Origin of the sequence: Eubacterium sulci ATCC 35585 (genome assembly GCA_001189495.1) — a bacterium.
GTDB lineage: Bacteria > Bacillota > Clostridia > Peptostreptococcales > Anaerovoracaceae > Eubacterium_B > Eubacterium_B sulci.
The window spans coordinates 878,073-897,189 of the sequence record CP012068.1 but is presented as its reverse complement, the minus strand read 5'-3'; the positions used below and the strand labels follow the sequence as shown (position 1 = coordinate 897,189).

Annotated in this window: 16 protein-coding genes and 3 pseudogenes; 5 read left to right on the top strand and 14 right to left on the bottom strand. The window is 39.4% G+C overall.

Annotated features, from left to right (window positions below):
* Position 1 precedes the first annotated feature (1 nt).
* From ADJ67_04185 to ADJ67_04160, 6 genes are read right to left on the bottom strand one after another with little or no spacing between them, the layout of a single operon-like run.
* Positions 2–433 carry a deoxyuridine 5'-triphosphate nucleotidohydrolase gene (locus tag ADJ67_04185; protein AKT46926.1) on the bottom strand — a complete coding sequence of 144 codons (432 nt, stop codon included), beginning with the start codon at positions 431–433 and terminating at the stop codon, positions 2–4.
* Complete coding sequence (locus tag ADJ67_04180; GenBank protein ID AKT46925.1) at positions 430–1,686, bottom strand: hypothetical protein; 1,257 nt, start codon at positions 1,684–1,686, stop codon at positions 430–432. Before ADJ67_04180 ends, ADJ67_04185 begins: the two co-directional genes overlap by 4 nt.
* Before the next feature lies 1 nt (position 1,687).
* Entirely contained in the window at positions 1,688–2,635 is a 948-nt protein-coding gene (locus ADJ67_04175; protein AKT46924.1) for a hypothetical protein, read from the bottom strand.
* A gap of 10 nt (positions 2,636–2,645) precedes the next feature.
* The gene (locus ADJ67_04170) at positions 2,646–3,692 is read right to left on the bottom strand and encodes a hypothetical protein (GenBank protein ID AKT46923.1); all 1,047 of its coding nucleotides are present in this window, start codon (positions 3,690–3,692) and stop codon (positions 2,646–2,648) included.
* Positions 3,689–4,210 (bottom strand): hypothetical protein, encoded by a 522-nt coding sequence (locus tag ADJ67_04165; GenBank protein ID AKT46922.1) that lies wholly within the window; start codon positions 4,208–4,210, stop codon positions 3,689–3,691. Before ADJ67_04165 ends, ADJ67_04170 begins: the two co-directional genes overlap by 4 nt.
* 40 nt (positions 4,211–4,250) lie before the next feature.
* Complete coding sequence (locus tag ADJ67_04160) at positions 4,251–5,063, bottom strand: glutamate racemase (protein AKT46921.1); 813 nt, start codon at positions 5,061–5,063, stop codon at positions 4,251–4,253.
* 68 nt (positions 5,064–5,131) lie between these two features.
* Between ADJ67_04160 and ADJ67_04155 the strand changes: the two genes are divergently transcribed.
* Genes ADJ67_04155 through ADJ67_04145 form a run of 3 tightly spaced genes read left to right on the top strand, consistent with a single transcriptional unit; the run spans position 5,132 to position 8,692 of the window.
* A complete protein-coding gene (locus ADJ67_04155) occupies positions 5,132–6,931 on the top strand; it encodes an oligopeptidase PepB (protein ID AKT46920.1) in 1,800 nt (599 codons plus the stop codon).
* A gap of 19 nt (positions 6,932–6,950) precedes the next feature.
* On the top strand, positions 6,951–7,760 hold the full coding sequence (locus ADJ67_04150) for an inorganic polyphosphate kinase (protein ID AKT46919.1): 810 nt from the start codon (positions 6,951–6,953) through the stop codon (positions 7,758–7,760).
* A gap of 23 nt (positions 7,761–7,783) precedes the next feature.
* The gene (locus ADJ67_04145) at positions 7,784–8,692 is read left to right on the top strand and encodes a pseudouridine synthase (protein AKT46918.1); all 909 of its coding nucleotides are present in this window, start codon (positions 7,784–7,786) and stop codon (positions 8,690–8,692) included.
* 244 nt (positions 8,693–8,936) lie between these two features.
* On the opposite strand, the pseudogene ADJ67_04140 reads toward ADJ67_04145, so the two are convergent.
* A pseudogene (locus ADJ67_04140) lies at positions 8,937–9,284 on the bottom strand (hypothetical protein).
* A 728-nt stretch (positions 9,285–10,012) separates the two neighbouring features.
* A pseudogene (locus tag ADJ67_04135) lies at positions 10,013–10,300 on the bottom strand (membrane protein).
* A gap of 561 nt (positions 10,301–10,861) precedes the next feature.
* Between ADJ67_04135 and ADJ67_04130 the strand changes: the two are divergent.
* Positions 10,862–11,311 (top strand): annotated as a pseudogene (locus ADJ67_04130) (hypothetical protein).
* An 89-nt stretch (positions 11,312–11,400) separates the two neighbouring features.
* The gene (locus ADJ67_04125; GenBank protein AKT46917.1) at positions 11,401–12,177 is read left to right on the top strand and encodes a crotonase; all 777 of its coding nucleotides are present in this window, start codon (positions 11,401–11,403) and stop codon (positions 12,175–12,177) included.
* Between the two features lie 150 nt (positions 12,178–12,327).
* On the opposite strand, the gene ADJ67_04120 is transcribed toward ADJ67_04125, so the two are convergent.
* The 6 genes from ADJ67_04120 to ADJ67_04095 all read right to left on the bottom strand — a co-directional run bounded on the left by ADJ67_04120 (position 12,328) and on the right by ADJ67_04095 (position 19,105).
* Positions 12,328–14,325: a potassium transporter gene (locus ADJ67_04120; protein AKT46916.1), complete on the bottom strand. Its 1,998-nt coding sequence runs from the start codon at positions 14,323–14,325 to the stop codon at positions 12,328–12,330.
* Positions 14,326–14,404: 79 nt separating this feature from the next.
* On the bottom strand, positions 14,405–14,638 hold the full coding sequence (locus tag ADJ67_04115; GenBank protein ID AKT46915.1) for a preprotein translocase subunit SecG: 234 nt from the start codon (positions 14,636–14,638) through the stop codon (positions 14,405–14,407).
* A 69-nt stretch (positions 14,639–14,707) separates the two neighbouring features.
* Positions 14,708–15,457 (bottom strand): triosephosphate isomerase, encoded by a 750-nt coding sequence (gene tpiA, locus ADJ67_04110; GenBank protein AKT47669.1) that lies wholly within the window; start codon positions 15,455–15,457, stop codon positions 14,708–14,710.
* Positions 15,458–15,461: 4 nt separating this feature from the next.
* The gene (pgk, locus tag ADJ67_04105) at positions 15,462–16,649 is read right to left on the bottom strand and encodes a phosphoglycerate kinase (protein ID AKT46914.1); all 1,188 of its coding nucleotides are present in this window, start codon (positions 16,647–16,649) and stop codon (positions 15,462–15,464) included.
* Positions 16,650–16,651: 2 nt separating this feature from the next.
* Complete coding sequence (locus tag ADJ67_04100; GenBank protein ID AKT46913.1) at positions 16,652–17,671, bottom strand: glyceraldehyde-3-phosphate dehydrogenase; 1,020 nt, start codon at positions 17,669–17,671, stop codon at positions 16,652–16,654.
* A 63-nt stretch (positions 17,672–17,734) separates the two neighbouring features.
* On the bottom strand, positions 17,735–19,105 hold the full coding sequence (locus ADJ67_04095) for a hypothetical protein (protein AKT46912.1): 1,371 nt from the start codon (positions 19,103–19,105) through the stop codon (positions 17,735–17,737).
* Positions 19,106–19,117 lie beyond the last annotated feature (12 nt).

The window sequence follows — 19,117 nt, the reverse complement described above, 5'->3', positions numbered from 1 at the left end:
CTTATACTCCTGTATGACCGAAGCCTCCTGATCCTCTTTCCGTTTCACCTAGTTCTTCACATAGTTCAAACTCTGCTCTTTCGTGCTTTGCAATTACAACTTGAGCAATCCTATCTCCATCATTTATAGTGAAATCTTCATCACCCCAGTTAATCATAGGTATCTTGAGTTCACCGCGATAGTCCGCATCCACAGTCCCTATTCCATTTACAAGGCCTATTCCGTTTTTGATTGCAAGTCCAGACCTTGCGCGAACCTGAGCCTCATATCCACATGGTAGCTCTATGAATATGCCTGTTGGAACAAGCATTCTCTTTCCCTTTTCTAAAACTATGCTTCCTTCAGGCAAGTATGCAGGAAGATCAAATCCTGCTGACTGTGACGTACCATATATAGGAATTCTTCCTGATTTGCTAACTATCTTTATTTTCATATGCGGTTCTCCATCAATCTTCTTACATCAACTCTTTTATTTGAAACGAGTGCCATGCTGTAATTTGAGAAATCACTTATTAGCTTCTTTACCTCATTTATGTCATCGTGACTGACTTTATCAAAAGATGCAATTATCTCATCCTGCTCATAAGTTCTACCCAAAAGTAACTGATCTTTTCCGTTTTTAAACATTCTGCCGAGACTGCTTTCCTGGGAGAAGATGTAGCTGGCCTTAAGCTGCTCTCTTGAAGATTCTAGTTCTTCACTAGTGAGCCCGCCATCCTTAAGCTTATCTAGTTCTTCTTTGATTGCTGAAACTGCTCGCGTTAGATTTTCTTGTCCAACTCCGGCATAAATTGCAAACACGCCGTCACTGCTCAAGCTTGAATTTGTAGCATAAACTGAGTAAGCAAGCCCCTTTTGCTCTCTAACATTTTGGAAAAGCCTTGAGCTCATGCTTCCACCAAAGGAATTAACAAGAATTGAAAATGCAAATGATCTATCATCATCAAGTGAAATTGACTTTGTTGCAAGGCATATATGACTTTGCTCAATGTCTTTCTTTATAGATCTGTACTTTGCCTTGTATTCTCCCTGCCTTTTCTCTGTGTAGACTTGTTTTTTCTGCATGGAAACAAATGCATTTTCAAAGAAGTCTCTGACCTTTTCCTCATCAAATTTACCGGCCACTGAAACAACCATTCTATCAAGTGTGTACTTGTCTCTAACATAATTATGCATCACATTACTTGTAATTCTCTTAAGCGATGATGGGGTACCAAGTATTGAATTTCCAAGGCTTGAGCTCTCAAGAACAAGATGAAGTCCCTCATCTATAGCAAGATCATCTGGTGTATCGCTTGTCATTTTTATCTCTTCACATATTACAAGTCTCTCCCTGTCCATCTCCTCCTTATCAAAACGAGAAGAAGTTATCATGTCAACAAGGACATCAGCTGCCTTAAGCAGGTTGTTTTCCGTAGTTTTAACGTAGTAGCAAGTAGCCTCCTTGCCTGTAAATGCATTTATCTGGCCACCTAGCTTATCTATATCTGAAGCAATCTCCTTGGCACTTCTCTTGTCAGTGCCCTTAAACATCATATGCTCTGTAAAATGCGAAACACCTGAATGCTTAGCTATTTCCTCAGAAGAGCCAGTCCCAACCCATATTCCTACTGCAGCAGACTCAACATAAGGTATGTATTCAGTTACAAGTGTTATTCCGCAGTTTAGCTTACTTGTCTTTATCAAATTAATTCTCCTTCTTATCCCCAAATTTCTCTACAAGGTGTCTTATTATATAATTTGCATTTTCTAAAAATGCCTCATATGGCTGAACCTTGCTCCTAGCAACAGTCCAGTTCATATCCTTGTAGCACTCTAATAGTTCATCAAAGCTTGCCCCTTTATTATAGAGGCTCACTATAGTTTCTTTTTCCTTTTCGGCAGTCTCAAGAAATAAATCGTAATATCTATCGTTGTAGTACTCAGGTATTATTCCAAAGTGACTGCCTATCAAAGTCTTAGCTCCTATTTTTTTGCATTTATATGCAGATTCAATCGACTGATTATAGTCCTTTAGGATTGCAGTAGTTAGATATTCTGGTCCCCTAAGAACGCCTGTTGTCTCAGATAAAAACATAATGCTGTCCGGCAAAATGAGGTAGCAAACAGAACAATCCGTATGACCCGGAGTGAAAACGACTCTGACCGTTTTTTTGCCGATTTTTATATCTTGCATATCGGATGCGGCTATATCAACTCTAAGAGGTGAAACTAGAATTTCCTGAGATTTTTGGTACTCGCTTCCATAGTCATCTCTTGCTGCTTCGCCAAGCCTCTTCATGGTTTTCTTTGCTCCTTCGCTTAGGAAAACCTTCTCTGCCTTAGGTGCTGCAATAACTTTAATATTTGGATAAGCCTTAATCACATAAGGAAGCGCTCCAATATGGTCATAATGAGTATGAGAAAGCAAAGCGTAATCGAGCTTATCATAGCCCCATTCGTCAAGCTTTTTACTTATATTGCTAAGAAGCTCGTTGTGGCAATAAGCCATGCCACAATCATACAGAGCTGTCTTTCCTTTACAATCTATGAGATATGCTTCTCCTCCACTTCCGGCAGTCACTCTGGCAATTCCATCCGGCATGGAAAATCTATCGTAATCTTTAAATTCTTCATAATGATCCAAGTTCTGCATATTAAACCTTCTACTTCTTCTTGCTACTTATAAATACCCTAAAAAAGTTAATTGTTATCATGCTTATAACAATAAAACCGAAATAACCTTCAATAGGATACATATAAGCTACAAGGAATTTGAATCCAAGCAGACCCACGCAGAAAGCAATAATTGCAAGTACCATAGCGATATTAACCTTGTTAACACCTTTGATGTTGATTCTAGAGTATAATCCATAGAACCCCGAAGTTGCAGCTGCATAAATTGCAATCATCAAAGCAATTGAAATCAAAAGCTGAGCCCATGGTGCAATCTTGCCTGCAAATGCTAGCATAGGAAGATCGGACTTGTCAGAAAGCTTAGGGTCTGTCAACATCGCAAATATCAATACAACACCTAGAAGTGCAAGAAAGGATCCTCCCATAAAGCTTCCCATCAAAGCATGCTTCTTGCTCTTTGCCCTGAGGGCTGACTGTGAAACAAATGGAATCGTTGCCATGACATTATATGAAACATAAATAGCTGCCGCAATTGGCCAAGATGAAGCCATCAAAGATGGCTTAGTCTCTATGTTTAGATTCGCTGGAGTTTCGTAGCTAAATCCTATGTAAAGGCTCAAAGCCACAACCATGCACAGAAGAATTGGCATTATGTATTTGAATACACCTAGGATTCTCTCAAAATCTCCTATAACTGTAAAAAACGATAGAAGTACTATTATTGCACCACCTACCGCTCTATGAATTCCAAATAGCTGATTCAAAAGTGATCCGCCTGCTGCCGACATAGAAATTGCAGCTGAGAAAACAAAGATGGAAACTATATTTCCTATAAGAGTTTCTAAAAACTTACTTTCGAATGGAATGATTATCTTACCAATATCTGTCGTTTCTTTTTTGATTGCTATATATGAGGTCATAAGGCCTACAGCTACGAAAAGAAAAGCCTCAATAGCTACGCCGAAATATGCCTGTTCTCCAAATATGCCAAAGTACTGCCATGCTTCCCTTCCTGAAGCAAATCCAGCACCCATAACCGCTCCAATGAACATAAATCCGATTGATATAAAACTCATGAAAGTTCTCCTACATTTATGATATATTCGCTGATTTCAAGCTGGTCACAATCCGAAAAATCAAACACCCAGTCTGTTTTAGTTATACCAGCCAGCTTGTTTTCGTATATTGCATCTCTAATGCTAATCAGATTTTCTTTACCACTACTGAGATCTGTAGCATAGCACGACTGCGCATTAGAGTACCAATTGCGGAAGTTATATATCTCTCTACAAAGCTTGTGACTTTGCTCCTCACCCTTTGCAATTGCAGTAGAAATTGAAACAATGTTTCTCTTAACTGCCTCCATAGTATTATAAATATCTATAGCATTGTCAGGAAGATTCTCCATTACGTCATAAAAGTAACTTTCTGCCAGCTCAGAAAATGTAATACAGTCAAGTTCCCTAAGGAGCATACCGATGTCTTCTTCAGTCAAGTATTCATCCGCTTCCATTAGGTTAGCAAAGTTCTCAAAATACGTGAAATCCTCGCCAGTCTCTATATCTACAAGTTCAAAAAGTTCTTCTTTAGTCATTTTTCCACTACCTTATTTTCTCATGTCTATCAAAAAACAGTTATATATCTAAGTTCTTAAACTTAATATTAAGTTCGTCGCTATCTCGCCCTAATATTCTCTCAATCATATTTACGAAGTTCTCTGAAAGGTCACTTGCATAAAAAATGCTCTTTGCATTCTCGTTTTGCGAGAGCATATCTGCAGCCTCAAGCTCCATCTTGACTGCTGTAGCAACCTCCTTTGACGAACTGAATATCTTGATATTAGGATAAAGTCTCTTGAGATTCTTGGATATCAGCGGATAGTGAGTACAGCCCAAAATCAAAGTATTGATATCGTTTTCCCTTATGAAATCATCAAGGTAATACTTAAGAGTTAGATCCATTATCTCATTGTCGATAATTCCTTCTTCTATCAAAGGTACCAGCGCCGGGCACGCTATGGATTCTATAAAAAGCTCCTCGTTTAGCGACTTAATCTTGTCCTCATACACTCCTGATTTAACTGTCGCCTTTGTTGCCATTATTCCTATCCTGCTATCCTTATCACATATCTTGACAACTTCTTTTGCTGTTGGGGTGATGCAACCAACGATAGGAATATCAGGATAAGTCTCTCTCAACAGCTCTAGAGCTGTTGAACTAACAGTGTTACAGGCTATGACAATCATCTTGACATCGTTCTTTTTAAGAAATTCACCTATCTGAAGTGTGAACTGTCTTATTGTCTTTGCTGACTTTGAACCATATGGAGTCCTTGCCGTATCTCCAAAAAAGATAATGCTCTCATTTGGTAGCATTCTCATTATGTGCGGAATCGTCGTTACACCGCCAACTCCTGAATCAAAAAAACCTATCGGTCTATTGTCCATTTATGTTAATCCTTTCTGAAGTGTGATATACTGTCAATATTAAATATTATACTACAGCGGAGGAATATATGGAACGCAAAAAAGTCAAAGACAGGTCTGAAATAGATCTTAAATATAAATGGGATTTAAGCACAATGTACGCAAGCGACGAGCTTTGGGAAGATGACTACAAGAAGGCTTCAGAGCTAGCAGATAAATTCACAAAATACCAAGGTAATGTAACAAGTTCAAGCAGCACCCTTCTATCAGCGCTTCGCGATATTGACAGCATAGATTTACTTCTTGGCAAAATGATTTGCTACGCAAAGATGAAACAAGACGAAGACAATACAAATAGCAAGTATCAGGAACTATTTGGAAGAGGCATGACACTGGCTACCGAAGTCTCATCAAAGATGAGTTTCTTTACTCCTGAGCTTCTCAGCTCATCCGAAGAAACCATTCTTGGATTTTTAGAGGAGAACAAAGACCTCGCTCTTTATGAGTTCACCCTAAAAAATACTCTTCGTATGAAAAAGCATGTTCTATCTGCTGAAGAGGAAGGTATACTCGCTAAATTAAGTGCGGTTACACATGCACCTGACACGATTTTCTCCATGCTAAACGACGCTGATATGAGTTTTGGTGAGATTACAGGAGAAGATGGTGAAAGCTTTGAACTCACCCACGGCAACTATATTAATGCTATGGAATCAAGTGATAGAACGCTTAGGAAAAACGCATTTGAGGCAATGTACAAACAGTACAAGGAGCATATAAATACTATTACTGCTATATATAACACCAATGTAAAGGCAGACTGCACCAAGGCAAGTATCCGTAAATATGAATCGGCAAGGCAAGCTGAACTTTACGGTCACGATATTCCTGAATCAGTTTACGATAATCTTATTTCTGTTGTGCATGAGTATCTCCCAGTTTTACATAAGTACACAGAGATACGCAAGAAAATTTTAGGTGTTGACGAACTAAAGATGTACGATATTTACACACCTTTGGTTGATGTTCCTAACAATAAGATAAGCTTTGATGAAGCAGTTGAAATAATGAAAAGCGCCCTATCTGTACTTGGAGACGACTATATAGAAACAGTTGACCAAGGCATAAATAATAGATGGATTGACATCTACGAGAATAAAGGTAAGACGAGTGGCGCGTACAGTTTTGGATCATACGATAGCAATCCTTTTATACTGCTAAACTATGGTGATAAGCTTCAGGATGTTTTGACGCTTGTTCACGAGATGGGGCACTCCATGCACTCCTACTATACAAGAAAGAATCAGCCACCTGTATACGGTGACTATTCCATCTTTGTTGCAGAAGTTGCATCAACAGTTAACGAGTCTCTCCTTCTCAACTATCTTCTTGAGAATGAAAACGATAAGACATCAAAGATGTACATCCTAAACAAGTTCATCGAGGAATTCAGAGCTACTGTATTTCGTCAGACAATGTTTGCAGAATTTGAGAACTGGACTCACAAATATGTTGAAGAAGGTGGAAGTCTCACTGCAGAAAGACTTTGTGAAGAATATGAAAAGCTCAATTCAATGTACTTTGGCGATGCCCTATCAAAGGATGACTACATTAAATATGAATGGGCTAGAATTCCTCACTTCTATCGCTCCTTCTATGTATATCAGTATGCTACAGGATTTTCAGCTGCAACAGCTATATCAAAGAAAATTCTTAAAGAAGGCGAAAAAGCAGTTAAGGATTATAGACGCTTCCTAACACTAGGTTCAAGCATGTTCCCTGTTGATGAACTCAAAGTTGCAGGTGTAGATATGAGCAAGCCAGAGCCTATCAGAGATGCAATGGAAATGTTTAGTTCCTTAGTAGATGAATTTGAAGCGATGATATAGTTTCACACGGAGAGATGAAATGCAAAGAAAGATTTTGATCTACAACAGTCAAACAGAAAACTCAATTTCAACAAAAAAACTCCTTAGCGAAAAGCTTATAGCAAAGGAGTTCACAATAGTTAGCGAGCTCGACAGCGAGGTTGAGCTCATAGTATGCATAGGCGGAGATGGAACTTTTTTGGATCTAATTCATGAATTTGATTTTCCGATGATCCCTATTATTGGAATTAATACAGGTCATCTAGGGTTTTTCCAAGAGATTATGCCAGATAGACTCGATGAATTCATCGATAACTACATCAATCAGAAGTACTCTATTCAGAGCATGCAGACTGTTATGGCCCATGTCTACCACGACGGTATCTGCGAAGAACTTAAAGGCTTAAACGAGATAATAATAGCAAGCAATGCCAACTATGCATATTCGGTGCATTTTGATATATCAATTGCCGGAAGCTTTATTGAAAGATTCAGCGGTGACGGCCTTTTGGTTTCTACCCCAGCAGGAAGTACAGCTTATAACTACTCTCTCGGCGGAAGCATTGTTGACCCAAGGCTTAGACTGCTTCAAGCAACTCCAATCGCACCAATGAATACGACTGCATATAGATCATTTACATCAAGCATCCTTCTGCCACCTGATCTCAGCATGGAGGTGAAACCAGTTGACAATAGCAGTAAAGTCAAAATAACCATAGCCTTTGATGGATTTTCTAAATTCTTTGATAATGTGAGCAATATTGAAGTATGTCTCTCTGAGACAAATGTTAAACTGCTCAGGCTTGAATCTTACGACTTCTGGTCAAAGGTAAAGAGCAAGTTCCTATAAATTACGTGGAGGACATCCCATAGATGCCAGATAAATATCAGTTTACCATCTCCCCTGAGGAAGCCGGTCAGCAGCTAAAAAGAATAATCAAGCAGAAGTACCATTTTTCTTCAAGGTTAATGACGAAAATTAAATTCGGAAATCTCCTAATTTGCAACGGTGAGTCAGTTCCTGGCTGGACAACAGCAAATGAAGGCGACAAAATAACCGTTTTGATGCCAGAAGAGCAAAGCCACTTCCCTGCTGAAGACATACCCATTTATCCAGTCTACGAAGACGATGATTTACTTTTTATTGATAAGCAGGCTGAGGTCACAGTACACCCTACAAAGGGACATCCTGACCACACTATTGCAAACGGGCTCATGAACTATATGAACCAAACAGGCCAAAGCTTTAAGATTAGATTTATAAACAGGCTCGACATGGACACAACTGGGATTTTGATAATTGGAAAAAACTCCTATGCACAGGCTGAACTCAACAAACAAATGACCGCAAATACTACAGTCAAAAAATACTATGCTGTAGTAGATGGAATTATAGAAGAAGATGAAATAGAAATCGATCTTCCTATCGGTAGACCTATTGAGGGAAATATAGCTCGCAGAGTTTTACCTGTGTCAGAAGGCGGTTACCCTTCTAAGACATCTGTCAAAGTCCTTCAGAGGTATAAAACAGCCACTCTCGTCGATTTAAGATTGTATACCGGAAGAACACACCAAATTAGAGTTCATATGGCTCATATCGGACATCCTCTTCTTGGAGACTGGCTATATAAAGGCCCTTGCGATATTTTTGATAAAAGACAAGCTTTACACTCCTATTACTTTGAGTGTGACCACCCGGTCAAAAAGACAAGACTAAAAATCAAAACGGATATTCCAGCAGATATTAAAGAACTAATATCAAAGCTAGAATCTGAGATATAGTAAAAAAATTAACCTTGCAAAGCTACTCAGCAATGCAAGGCTGTTTTTATTATCAGTATTAATACATTTGATTATCTATTTGCCTTAGATGCCCAGAAGCAATTTCATAAAACAGTCCATTTGCTGTATTTATGTAAGACATAAGTATGTAGGTTGGTATTAAAAGAAAAATTTGCATTATGGATGTGATATAGATATTCACATACGGCACAAATAAAATTACTGTATCAGTCATAAGTACTACTGCTAATATAGCTAGCAAAGCCCATCCAAAGAATGATAAGTTTAGTCCAAATAAATATCCCTTGTTTCCCCTCATCATTATCTTAGAGCGTCTTAGGCATTCCATAGCACTTAGCTCAGGATTATCTGCAAGTATGTAAAATGCCAATGAATATCTAAAATAAGCTATAACTCCTGGTATAAAGAACAGCATTGACCAAAGGAATGCAAATACATTCATCAAAAGAAAAAGCGTAAAGGCCTTGAAAAATCTTTCGAATCCGCAAAAGAATAGATCATAAGCTGTCTTAGCTGTTCTTATAAAGTTAAGTACAAACATTGAAAATCCCAGAGTAAATGAACCCTGAATAGCTACCATATATAGAAATGGAAAGCGAGAATACTCATAATACTCATCTTGAGATTCGATGTAAATCGATGCGTCAAATACATGTATAATCCTTCCTAAAAACGAAGGAATCAGCGCGCTAAGAAGCATGAATATGAACATACCGAAAGAAAAAATCATCCATTTACCAGATAGAACTTTTCTTGCCATAGCACGCATATTTGTATATGATTCTGTAACGATTATGTTGTTATACATGTTTACCTTTCTGTGTCAAAATTTTCATCAGAATCCACTTGGGTTTCACTTGAATTAACAGCATCCTGGTGCACATTCTGAGCTTCTTGTATCTCCGATTCGCCAAAGCTAGCCTGATTTTTATCTACTCCATGGTTAAAATCAGTCTGATCCTGTATGTCATATCCCTGATTGTCATTAGGCATATTCTGGTTATATCCCTGATTGCTATTAGGCATATTCTGACCATATCCCTGATTGCTATCATATGTATTCTGATTGAAGCCTTGGTTATCGTTAAATCCATTCTGATTCAGAGTTCCATACATATTTGCGTATGTAGGATTAACGACTGGGCGAATATGTCCTGATGCAAGCTCATAAAATATACCATTCGTTACCTGAAGATATGCAAGCACAAAATACATAGGAATCTCCATTACAGTATGTACAAGCAACTTAACTACTGGCGATGTAATTATCATGTCCTGCAAAATATATTCCCCAACCACAATTGATATTGCTGCAAGCAGTGCCCATCCAATGAAGGAAAGCCTTAGGCCAAATAGATAACCCTTGTTTTCGATCATCATGATTCTTGATCTTCTTAGGCACTCAATTGCTCCAAGTTCAGGATTATCAGCTAAGATGTAGTATGCCTGTGAATACATGAGTCCAAAAATGATTCCTGGAACTATAAATAATACTAGACCTACAAATATAATTATGGACATTATAAAGTTTATCAAAAATGCTTTAATGAACTTTTCAAATCCAGAAAATAGTAGCTCCAAAGACACCTTACCTGCTCTTATAAAGTTAAGAACAAACATAGCAAGTCCTAGAGTAAAAGCAGCTTCAATAACAAAGCTATATAGCCCTGGGAATGTAGAATACTCATAATATCTATCCACAAAATTAAGGTATATAGTTCTTTTAAAAGCTGGGATCATAGCGCCTAGCATATTAGGAAGATTTGAACTCAAAAAAGTGTAAATCAACAAAGCTAGAGCAGACATAAACCACTTACGCCTCATCACATTGCGAGCCATAGCACGTACATCACTATACGCTTCAGACACTACTATATTATTATACATAACTACCTCCGTATAAATCGTTTCACTTTTACACTAGATATTATATAATATATTCAAATATATGAACAGAGGTTTATAATGAAAAAGGCTATTATAGTAACAGCATATGTAGATAACATTGAGGCAGTCAAAGGCCTCAAGGATTTCACCTCATGTATAGCAGCAGATGGTGGCTATCTTAATGCTAGCAAAATAGGACTTACTCCCGATATAATAATTGGCGATTTTGACTCATCAAAAACACCATGTACATCAAAAGCCGAAATCATCTCCCTTCCAAAGGAGAAAGATTTGACAGATACAGAGGCAGCTCTCGAGCTTGCAATAGAGCGTGGAATTGATGAGGTAGTAATCATAGGTGGCCTAGGCCGAAGATTTGATCATACACTAGCAAATCTAGGCATCCTAGCAAAATACTATAAGAGGCTCTCTCATCTTGCTTTCATGGATGGTTATAATTATGTATATATGCTGGCACCGGGCTTACACAAACTATCCAAAAATATACTCGGAACCGAATATAAATACCTTGGTGTAAATAGCTATAGTGACTGCTGCGAAAATCTTTTCATCAAAGGTTGTAAGTACCCTCTCGATAGCTTCACGCTCCCAAAAGCAACAAGCCTTGGAGCAAGCAATGAAGTAATATCAGATGATGCTGATATAAGCTTCAGCAAAGGCGAATTAATCATTACACATTCTAATGATTGATAAATGTCGTGCTTATTCACTTGAAATAAATTAGTGAAAATGTTATATTATTAACAAATAGTTTATTGCATAGTCGAAAGGACGAAGTTATGTACGAAAATATTAAATACGAAGTAAATGAAGGTTTAGCTATTGTTACTATCAACAGACCTAAGGCTATGAACGCACTCAACATGGATGTGCTTTCAGAGCTACTTGATGCTTTCACAGCTATCGAAAAGGACGATGCAGTTAAGGGTGTTTTGCTAACAGGTGAAGGCCGCGCATTCGTTGCAGGTGCTGACATCGCTCAGATGTGCGGACTCAATGCTCTTGAGGGTCGTGAGATGATGATAGCAGGACATAATGTTATGAATAAGATTGAACAGCTTCCAAAGCCAGTAGTTGCTGCTGTTAACGGATTCGCACTAGGTGGCGGATGCGAGCTAGCTATGGCTTGTGACATCAGAATCGCTTCTGATAAGGCAAAATTTGGTCAGCCAGAAGTTGGTCTAGGAATTATTCCTGGATTCGGTGGAACTCAGAGACTTTCCCGACTTGTAGGAAAAGGAATGGCTGAGTACTTAGTTCTTACAGCAGAGATTATCGATGCTGCTGAAGCACACAGAATCGGTCTTGTAGAGAGACTAGTTCCAGCTGAAGAGCTTATGGAAGTTGCTGAAAAGACAATCAGAACAATCATGTCAAAGGCTCCTATCGCTGTTGCAACTGCAATTAGTGCAATCAACAATGGATTCGATATGGATATGAAGTCAGCTTCAATGTTTGAAATTGAGACATTTACAGCTGCATTTGCTTCAGAAGATAAGAAGGAAGGCATGACAGCATTCCTAGAGAAGCGACCAGCAGAGTTCAAGAACAGATAAATCTGAAGGAACTATTACACTCCTTAGCAAGCTAAGGAGTGTTTTTTTTGCGTAGTTACTCATTTACTACATATAAAAACTGAGGGCTATATGACAAAAACTCCCCTTCACTTATGTGAAGAGGAGTTTATTTTGCTTATTTACTTTATCTTATAGGATTCCGCTTCCGAATAGTGGAGCAAATACAAGTGATACAATTGTCATAAGCTTGATAAGGATGTTGATTGATGGTCCTGATGTATCCTTGAATGGATCACCTACTGTGTCACCAACAACTGCAGCCTTATGTGGCTCTGAACCCTTGCCACCGAAGTGACCTGCTTCAATATACTTCTTAGCGTTATCCCAAGCACCACCAGCGTTTGCCATCATGATAGCAAGTAGTACACCTGATGAAAGCGCACCAGCAAGAGCACCTGCTAGAGCTTCCTTACCTAGGATGAATCCAACTAGTAGTGGAACTATGATAGCCATAACAGCTGGGATTACCATTTCCCTAAGAGCGGCACTTGTTGAAATGCTTACGCATCTTGCATAGTCTGGCTTAGAAGTTCCTTCCATGATTCCCTTATCTTCTCTGAACTGACGTCTAACCTCTTCGATCATCTGGTTAGCTGCCTTACCTACTGAGTTCATTGTCATAGCTGAGAAGATAAATGGAAGCATAGCTCCTATGAATAGTCCGATAATTACGATTGGATCTAGCAAGCTTACGATCTCGATCTTAGCAACCTCAGCATATGCTACGAATAGAGCAAGAGCTGTAAGTGCAGCAGAACCGATAGCAAATCCCTTACCGATAGCAGCTGTTGTGTTTCCTACTGAGTCAAGTGTATCTGTGATGTCTCTTACTTCGTGTGGAAGCTCTGACATCTCTGCAATACCACCAGCATTGTCAGATACAGGACCATAAGCGTCAACTGCAACTGTCATACCTGTTGTTGAAAGCATACCTACTGCTGAAAGCGCGATTCCGTATACTCCACCGAACTTGAAGGCTACGAAGATGCCTATTGCGATGAAGATGATTGGCATTAGAGTTGACATCATACCAACACCAAGACCTGAAATGATTGTTGTTGCAGCACCTGTCTGTGACTGATCTGCAATCTTCTTTACAAAGCCATAGTCTGCTGAAGTATAAATCTCAGTAAGCTTACCAATCAAGATACCGCAGAGTAGACCTGCTATAATAGCCCACGCATAGTCATATGTGTGAAGCATGTACTTACTTAGTAGAATTGAAGAAACGATTACAATGATACCACTTACATAAGTACCCATGTTGAGTGCCTTAGCTGGGTTAACATTGTCTCCACCTCTTACCATCAAAATTCCTAGAATTGAAGCAACTATACCAATTGCTGATAGAATTAGTGGGAAGAGAGCAGCTTCTAACTCTGAGAATGGAGCATTAACTGCTGCAACTGTTGCAAGTGTAATAGCTGAAATGATTGAACCAACATATGATTCAAATAGGTCTGATCCCATTCCTGCAACGTCACCTACGTTGTCACCTACATTATCAGCGATAACTGCAGGGTTACGTGGATCGTCCTCAGGGATGCCTGCTTCTACCTTACCTACAAGGTCAGCACCTACGTCAGCAGCCTTTGTGTAGATACCACCACCAACTCTTCCGAAGAGAGCCATTGATGAAGCACCTAGACCAAAGCCTGTCAAGCACTGCTGTACTGTTGCGAAGTCTAGAAGACAGAAAACAATTCCAAGACCTAGTAGTCCAAGACCTGATACGCAAAGTCCCATAACAGCACCGCTTCGGAAAGCGATCTTTAGGGCCTTAGGCATACCTGAATTCATAGCTGCGTTAGCAGTTCTTACGTTACCTCTTGTAGCAACGTTCATGCCGAAATATCCAGCTAAAACTGATAGACACGCACCAACTAGGTAAAGAATAGCTGTTGTCCAGCTATTTAGACCAAAGCCAAGTGCTAGGAACAAAACAGCGACTACGAAGACCATTGTCTTGTACTCTCTTGTTAGGAACGCCATCGCACCTTCTCTGATGTAGCTGGCAATTTCCCTCATTCTGTCTGTGCCCTCGTCTTCTTTTTTGATCCAGCTAGCAAGGCCAAAAGCTACTAGTAGGCCAAATGCTGCTGCAACGGGAGCGATATAGCTCATCATAAATAATACCTCCTACTCACAAAACAACAACTTGAGAGGTACCGAATTAGCACCTCTCATATTTTGCGAAAATAATAAACTACTTATTAACTGTGACTAGTACAAGCGACAACACAATAAATGCAATCGCTGCAATAACAGTCATTCTCTTGAGAAGCAAGTCATATCCTGAACTCTTCTTCTTTCCGAAAAGCTGCTCTGCGCCACCTGCGATAGATCCTGACAATCCATCACTATTTCCTGACTGCAATAGTACACTTATTATCAGAAACACACTGACAATAGCTAGTATAACCATCAAAGCTGTATGCATAGTTAATCCTCCTTGCAATTTAACTATTAAACTCTACCATAAGAAGAGTGCAAAATCAAGTAAATTGCATTAGAAATTGACAATTTTAATGAATTTTGATGCATCTAGACTAGCTCCACCTACAAGTGCGCCATCTATCTCGTCCATATTCATTATTTCGCTTGCATTTTCTGGCTTAACACTACCACCATACTGGATAATTACACTGTCACATGTATCTTCATCATATAATTTCTCTACGATGTTTCTGATGTGGGCACACATCTCTCCTGCCTGCTCTGGTGTAGCAGTCTTTCCAGTACCTATGGCCCAGATTGGCTCGTATGCAATTACAAGCTTTGATACATCTGCTTTATCGATTCCTTCTAGATCTGCCTTAAGCTGTCCTTCAACTACATCAAAGGCATTTCCTGCCTCTCTTTCGCTTAGGTTTTCGCCTACGCAGAGAATAGGAATGATCTCACTTGATGAAAAAAGTTTCTTTAGCTTGAGATTAACTGTTTCATCTGTCTCAGCAAAGTATTCTCTTCTCTCTGAATGTCCGATAATGCAGTAGTCAACACCAATTTCCTTAAGCATCTCTACTGAAATCTCACCTGTGAAAGCTCCCTCATCCTCGAAGTGAACGTTCTGTGCGCCAAGCTTGACATTTGTTCCAGCAAATGCCTCTTTGAGTGCTACAAGCTGAGTAAATGGAGCACATATAGCTGCTCTAACATCAGTATCCTTGTATAGCTTAGAAAACTCCTCAGCAAAAGCCTTGGCCTCAGCTGTGGTTTTATACATCTTCCAGTTACCTGCAATCAAAGGTATCCTAATCATTTTATTTCTCCTCTATGATGCTTATGCCTGGAAGAATCTTACCTTCCAAGAACTCGAGCGAAGCTCCTCCGCCCGTAGAAATATGACTCATCTTGTCTGCAAGTCCAAACTGCTCTACCGCAGCAGCTGAATCACCACCGCCTATAATTGTGGTCGCATCTGATTTTGCAAGTGCCTCTGCTATTGCCTTTGTGCCCTTTGCAAAGTTTTCCATCTCAAATACGCCCATAGGTCCATTCCAAACAACAGTCTTTGCCTTTGCAATTTCCTCGCTATAAAGTTTAACTGTTTCCTCGCCTATATCAAGCCCCATCATATCGCTTGGAATCTGATCTCTGCTATATGTCTGGTACTTAGCGTCGTTGCTAAACTCATCTGCACATACTATGTCTACAGGTAGCAAGAGCTTTACATTTAGGGAAGTTGCCTTCTCAAGGAGCATTTTAGCTAGGTCTATATTATCAGCATCTAGTATAGATTTTCCAATTTCTAGTCCCATTGCCTTGTAGAATGTATATGACATTCCTCCTCCTATTATCAAAGTATCAACCTTTGTTAGAAGATTTTCTATAACCTTAATCTTATCTCCAACCTTTGCGCCACCCATAATGGCAACGAAAGGTCTCTGAGGATTCTGTAAGGCTGAACCTAGGAACTTAACTTCCTTCTCGATAAGGAATCCTGAAACACATGGAAGATAATCTGCAACACCAGCAGTTGATGCATGTGCTCTATGCGCAGTACCGAAAGCTTCCTGAACAAATACATCTCCTAGAGATGCTAGCTCCTTAGCAAAGCCAGGCTCATTGTCTGTCTCCTCTTTGCGGAATCTAACGTTCTGAAGAAGTAGCACATCTCCATCCTTTAGTGCAGCTACCTTTTCCTTAACTGAATCGTCTACAACGACATCACTGTCTGCAAATTCAACTTGCTTACCTAAAAGCTCAGCAAGTCTTACAGCTACTGGAGCTAGGCTGAATTCAGCAGCAGCCTTGCCCTTAGGTCTACCAAGGTGAGACATTACAACAACCTTAGCACCCTGCGTAAGCATGTACTCTAGAGTAGGAAGCGCAGCTCTTATTCTGGTGTCATCTGTTATGTTTTGATTGCTATCAAGAGGCACGTTGAAATCACATCTGATTAGAACTCTTTTGCCCTTTAAATCTATATCTCTTATTGTCTTTTTCATATCTATTTATTGTCGACAGCGCTCATATGCTCTATCAAATTGAGAATCTTGGAGGAATAACCGAATTCGTTGTCATAGTAAGCTAGGAACTTAAAGAACTTTTCATCAAGCTGGATTCCCTGGCGTGCATCAAAGATTGATGTGTTTGCATCACCGATGAAATCGCTTGTTACGCACTCGTCATCCATGTACTCTAGGATGCCCTTCATGTATGTCTCTGAAGCCTCCTTAACAGCCGCCTTTACTTCTTCTAGGGTTGTAGCTGTCTTAAGAACAACGTTTAGGTCAACAACAGATACGTCTGCTGTAGGAACACGGAATGCAAGACCAGTAAGTTTTCCTGCAACTTCAGGAATAACTAGTCCAACAGCCTTAGCTGCTCCTGTTGATGTAGGAATGATGTTTCCGAATACACTTCTGCCTATACGCCAATCCTTTGTTGACTTTCCATCAACTGTTTTCTGCTTGGATGTAGCTGCGTGGATTGTTGACATAAGACCCTTTTCGATACCGAACTTATCTTCTAGAACCTTGCAAAGTGGAGCTAGACAGTTTGTTGTGCAAGATGCATTTGAAACAACTAGCATGTCCTTTGTGTACTTGTCTGTGTTAACTCCGCAAACGAATGTTGGAGTATCCTTGTCCTTTGCAGGAGCTGAGATAACAACCTTCTTGGCACCAGCTTCTATATGTCCTAGAGCCTTTTCGGTAGTTGTGTATGCACCTGTTGACTCGACAACATACTCTGCACCGCATTCTCTCCATGGAATATTTTTGATATCGGATTCCTTATAAACAGGTATCTTCTTGCCTCCGATGATGATACCTCCGTCATAATATCCTACCTCAGCAGGGAATCTTCCAAATGTGGAATCGTATTTCAGAAGATATGCGAGATATTCCATATCCTCTGCACTTCTGTAGTTGATTCCTACAATTTCGATCTCCGGATGTTCTAGTGACGCTCTTAGTACAAGACGTCCGATTCTTCCGTATCCACTGATACCAACTTTAATTGACATAATAACCCTCCATGTCTCTTTATTTCTTAATTAAAGCTATATTGTATGTTAAAAGGTGTAAACCTAAAAACGTCTTCTTTTGGACGAAGGCAGTATGCCTATATCATCTCTATATTTTGCAACTGTTCTTCTTGAAATATCTATGCCCTTCTCGTGAAGCATCTCTGAAATCTTAGAATCGCTTAAGGGTTTCTTATCATCCTCAGCGTCTACAAATTCCTTAATCATAGATTTAATGCTATTTGATGAAACTCCGCTACCATCTTCATTAAGGATTCCGCCTGTAAAGAAATACTTAAGCTCAAAAACTCCTCTAGGGCATTGCATATATTTGCCATTTATTGCACGACTCACAGTTGACTCATGAACTCCGACAGTTTCAGCAATTTGCTTGAGTGTCAAAGGCTTAAGGAACCTCTCTCCTTTAGCAAAGAAGTCATTCTGAAACTGAACTATTGCGCTGGCAACATTATAAATAGTCTTCTTCCTCTGCTCAATGCTCTTCATAAGCCACATCGCAGAATTAAATCTATTATTTAGATAGTTAGAAAGCTCCTTGTCGGACTTTGCCTCTTCTGTAAGTGAATTATAGTATGAGCTAATATGTAAACTTGGAGTACTTCCATCATTGGCGCTTACTATATACTCACCATTTGTTTCTTCCACGTATATATCCGGAAGTATGTACTTGATGCTATTGTCAGAATCAAAGCCTCTGCCTGGTTTAGGCTCAAGCGTCTTTATCAAATCAGCTATTCCCTGAACCTCTGTAAGACTTATGCCTACTTCTTTAGAAATAAGGGCATATTTATTATCAGCTAAGTCCTTAAGTCTATTTGATATGATAAATTCAATCTCATCGGTTAGCTCTCCTAAAGATGCAAGCTGAATGATGAGGCATTCGTTTAAGTCTCTTGCTCCTACTCCTGAAGGTTCAAAGGTATGAATAAGATCTAAAACTCTTTCGCAGCTATCTAGATCAACATCTAAAACACTGCAAATCTCTTCTAATGACATAGAAAGATAGCCGTTATCATCGATATTCTCAATTATGTAACGACCTATCTCGGCATCCTGACCCTTAAGACTCGAAAAATGTAATTGCTCTATCAGAAATTCCGTCAAGGTATAGTTAAAAGCAACAAAATTCTCGTATGAGTACTCATCGCTTGTGCTATGACTTTCCCACTGCTTATACGCTTCTACATTCTCGTCTGCCTGAATTAACTGATCTCTCAGGCTGTCTATATCTATCTCTGTATCGGACTCCTTGTGATATTCCGACTCAAGTATCGGATTCTCAAGAAGCTCCTTGTCTATATATTCATTAAGTTCCTGATTATTGTATTGCAAAATCTGTATCGCCTGAATAAGCTCTGGTGTCATCGACAGCTTTTGGGTCTGTTCAATTGTCAGTTCGTATCCTATCTTCAAAGCAAAATCTCC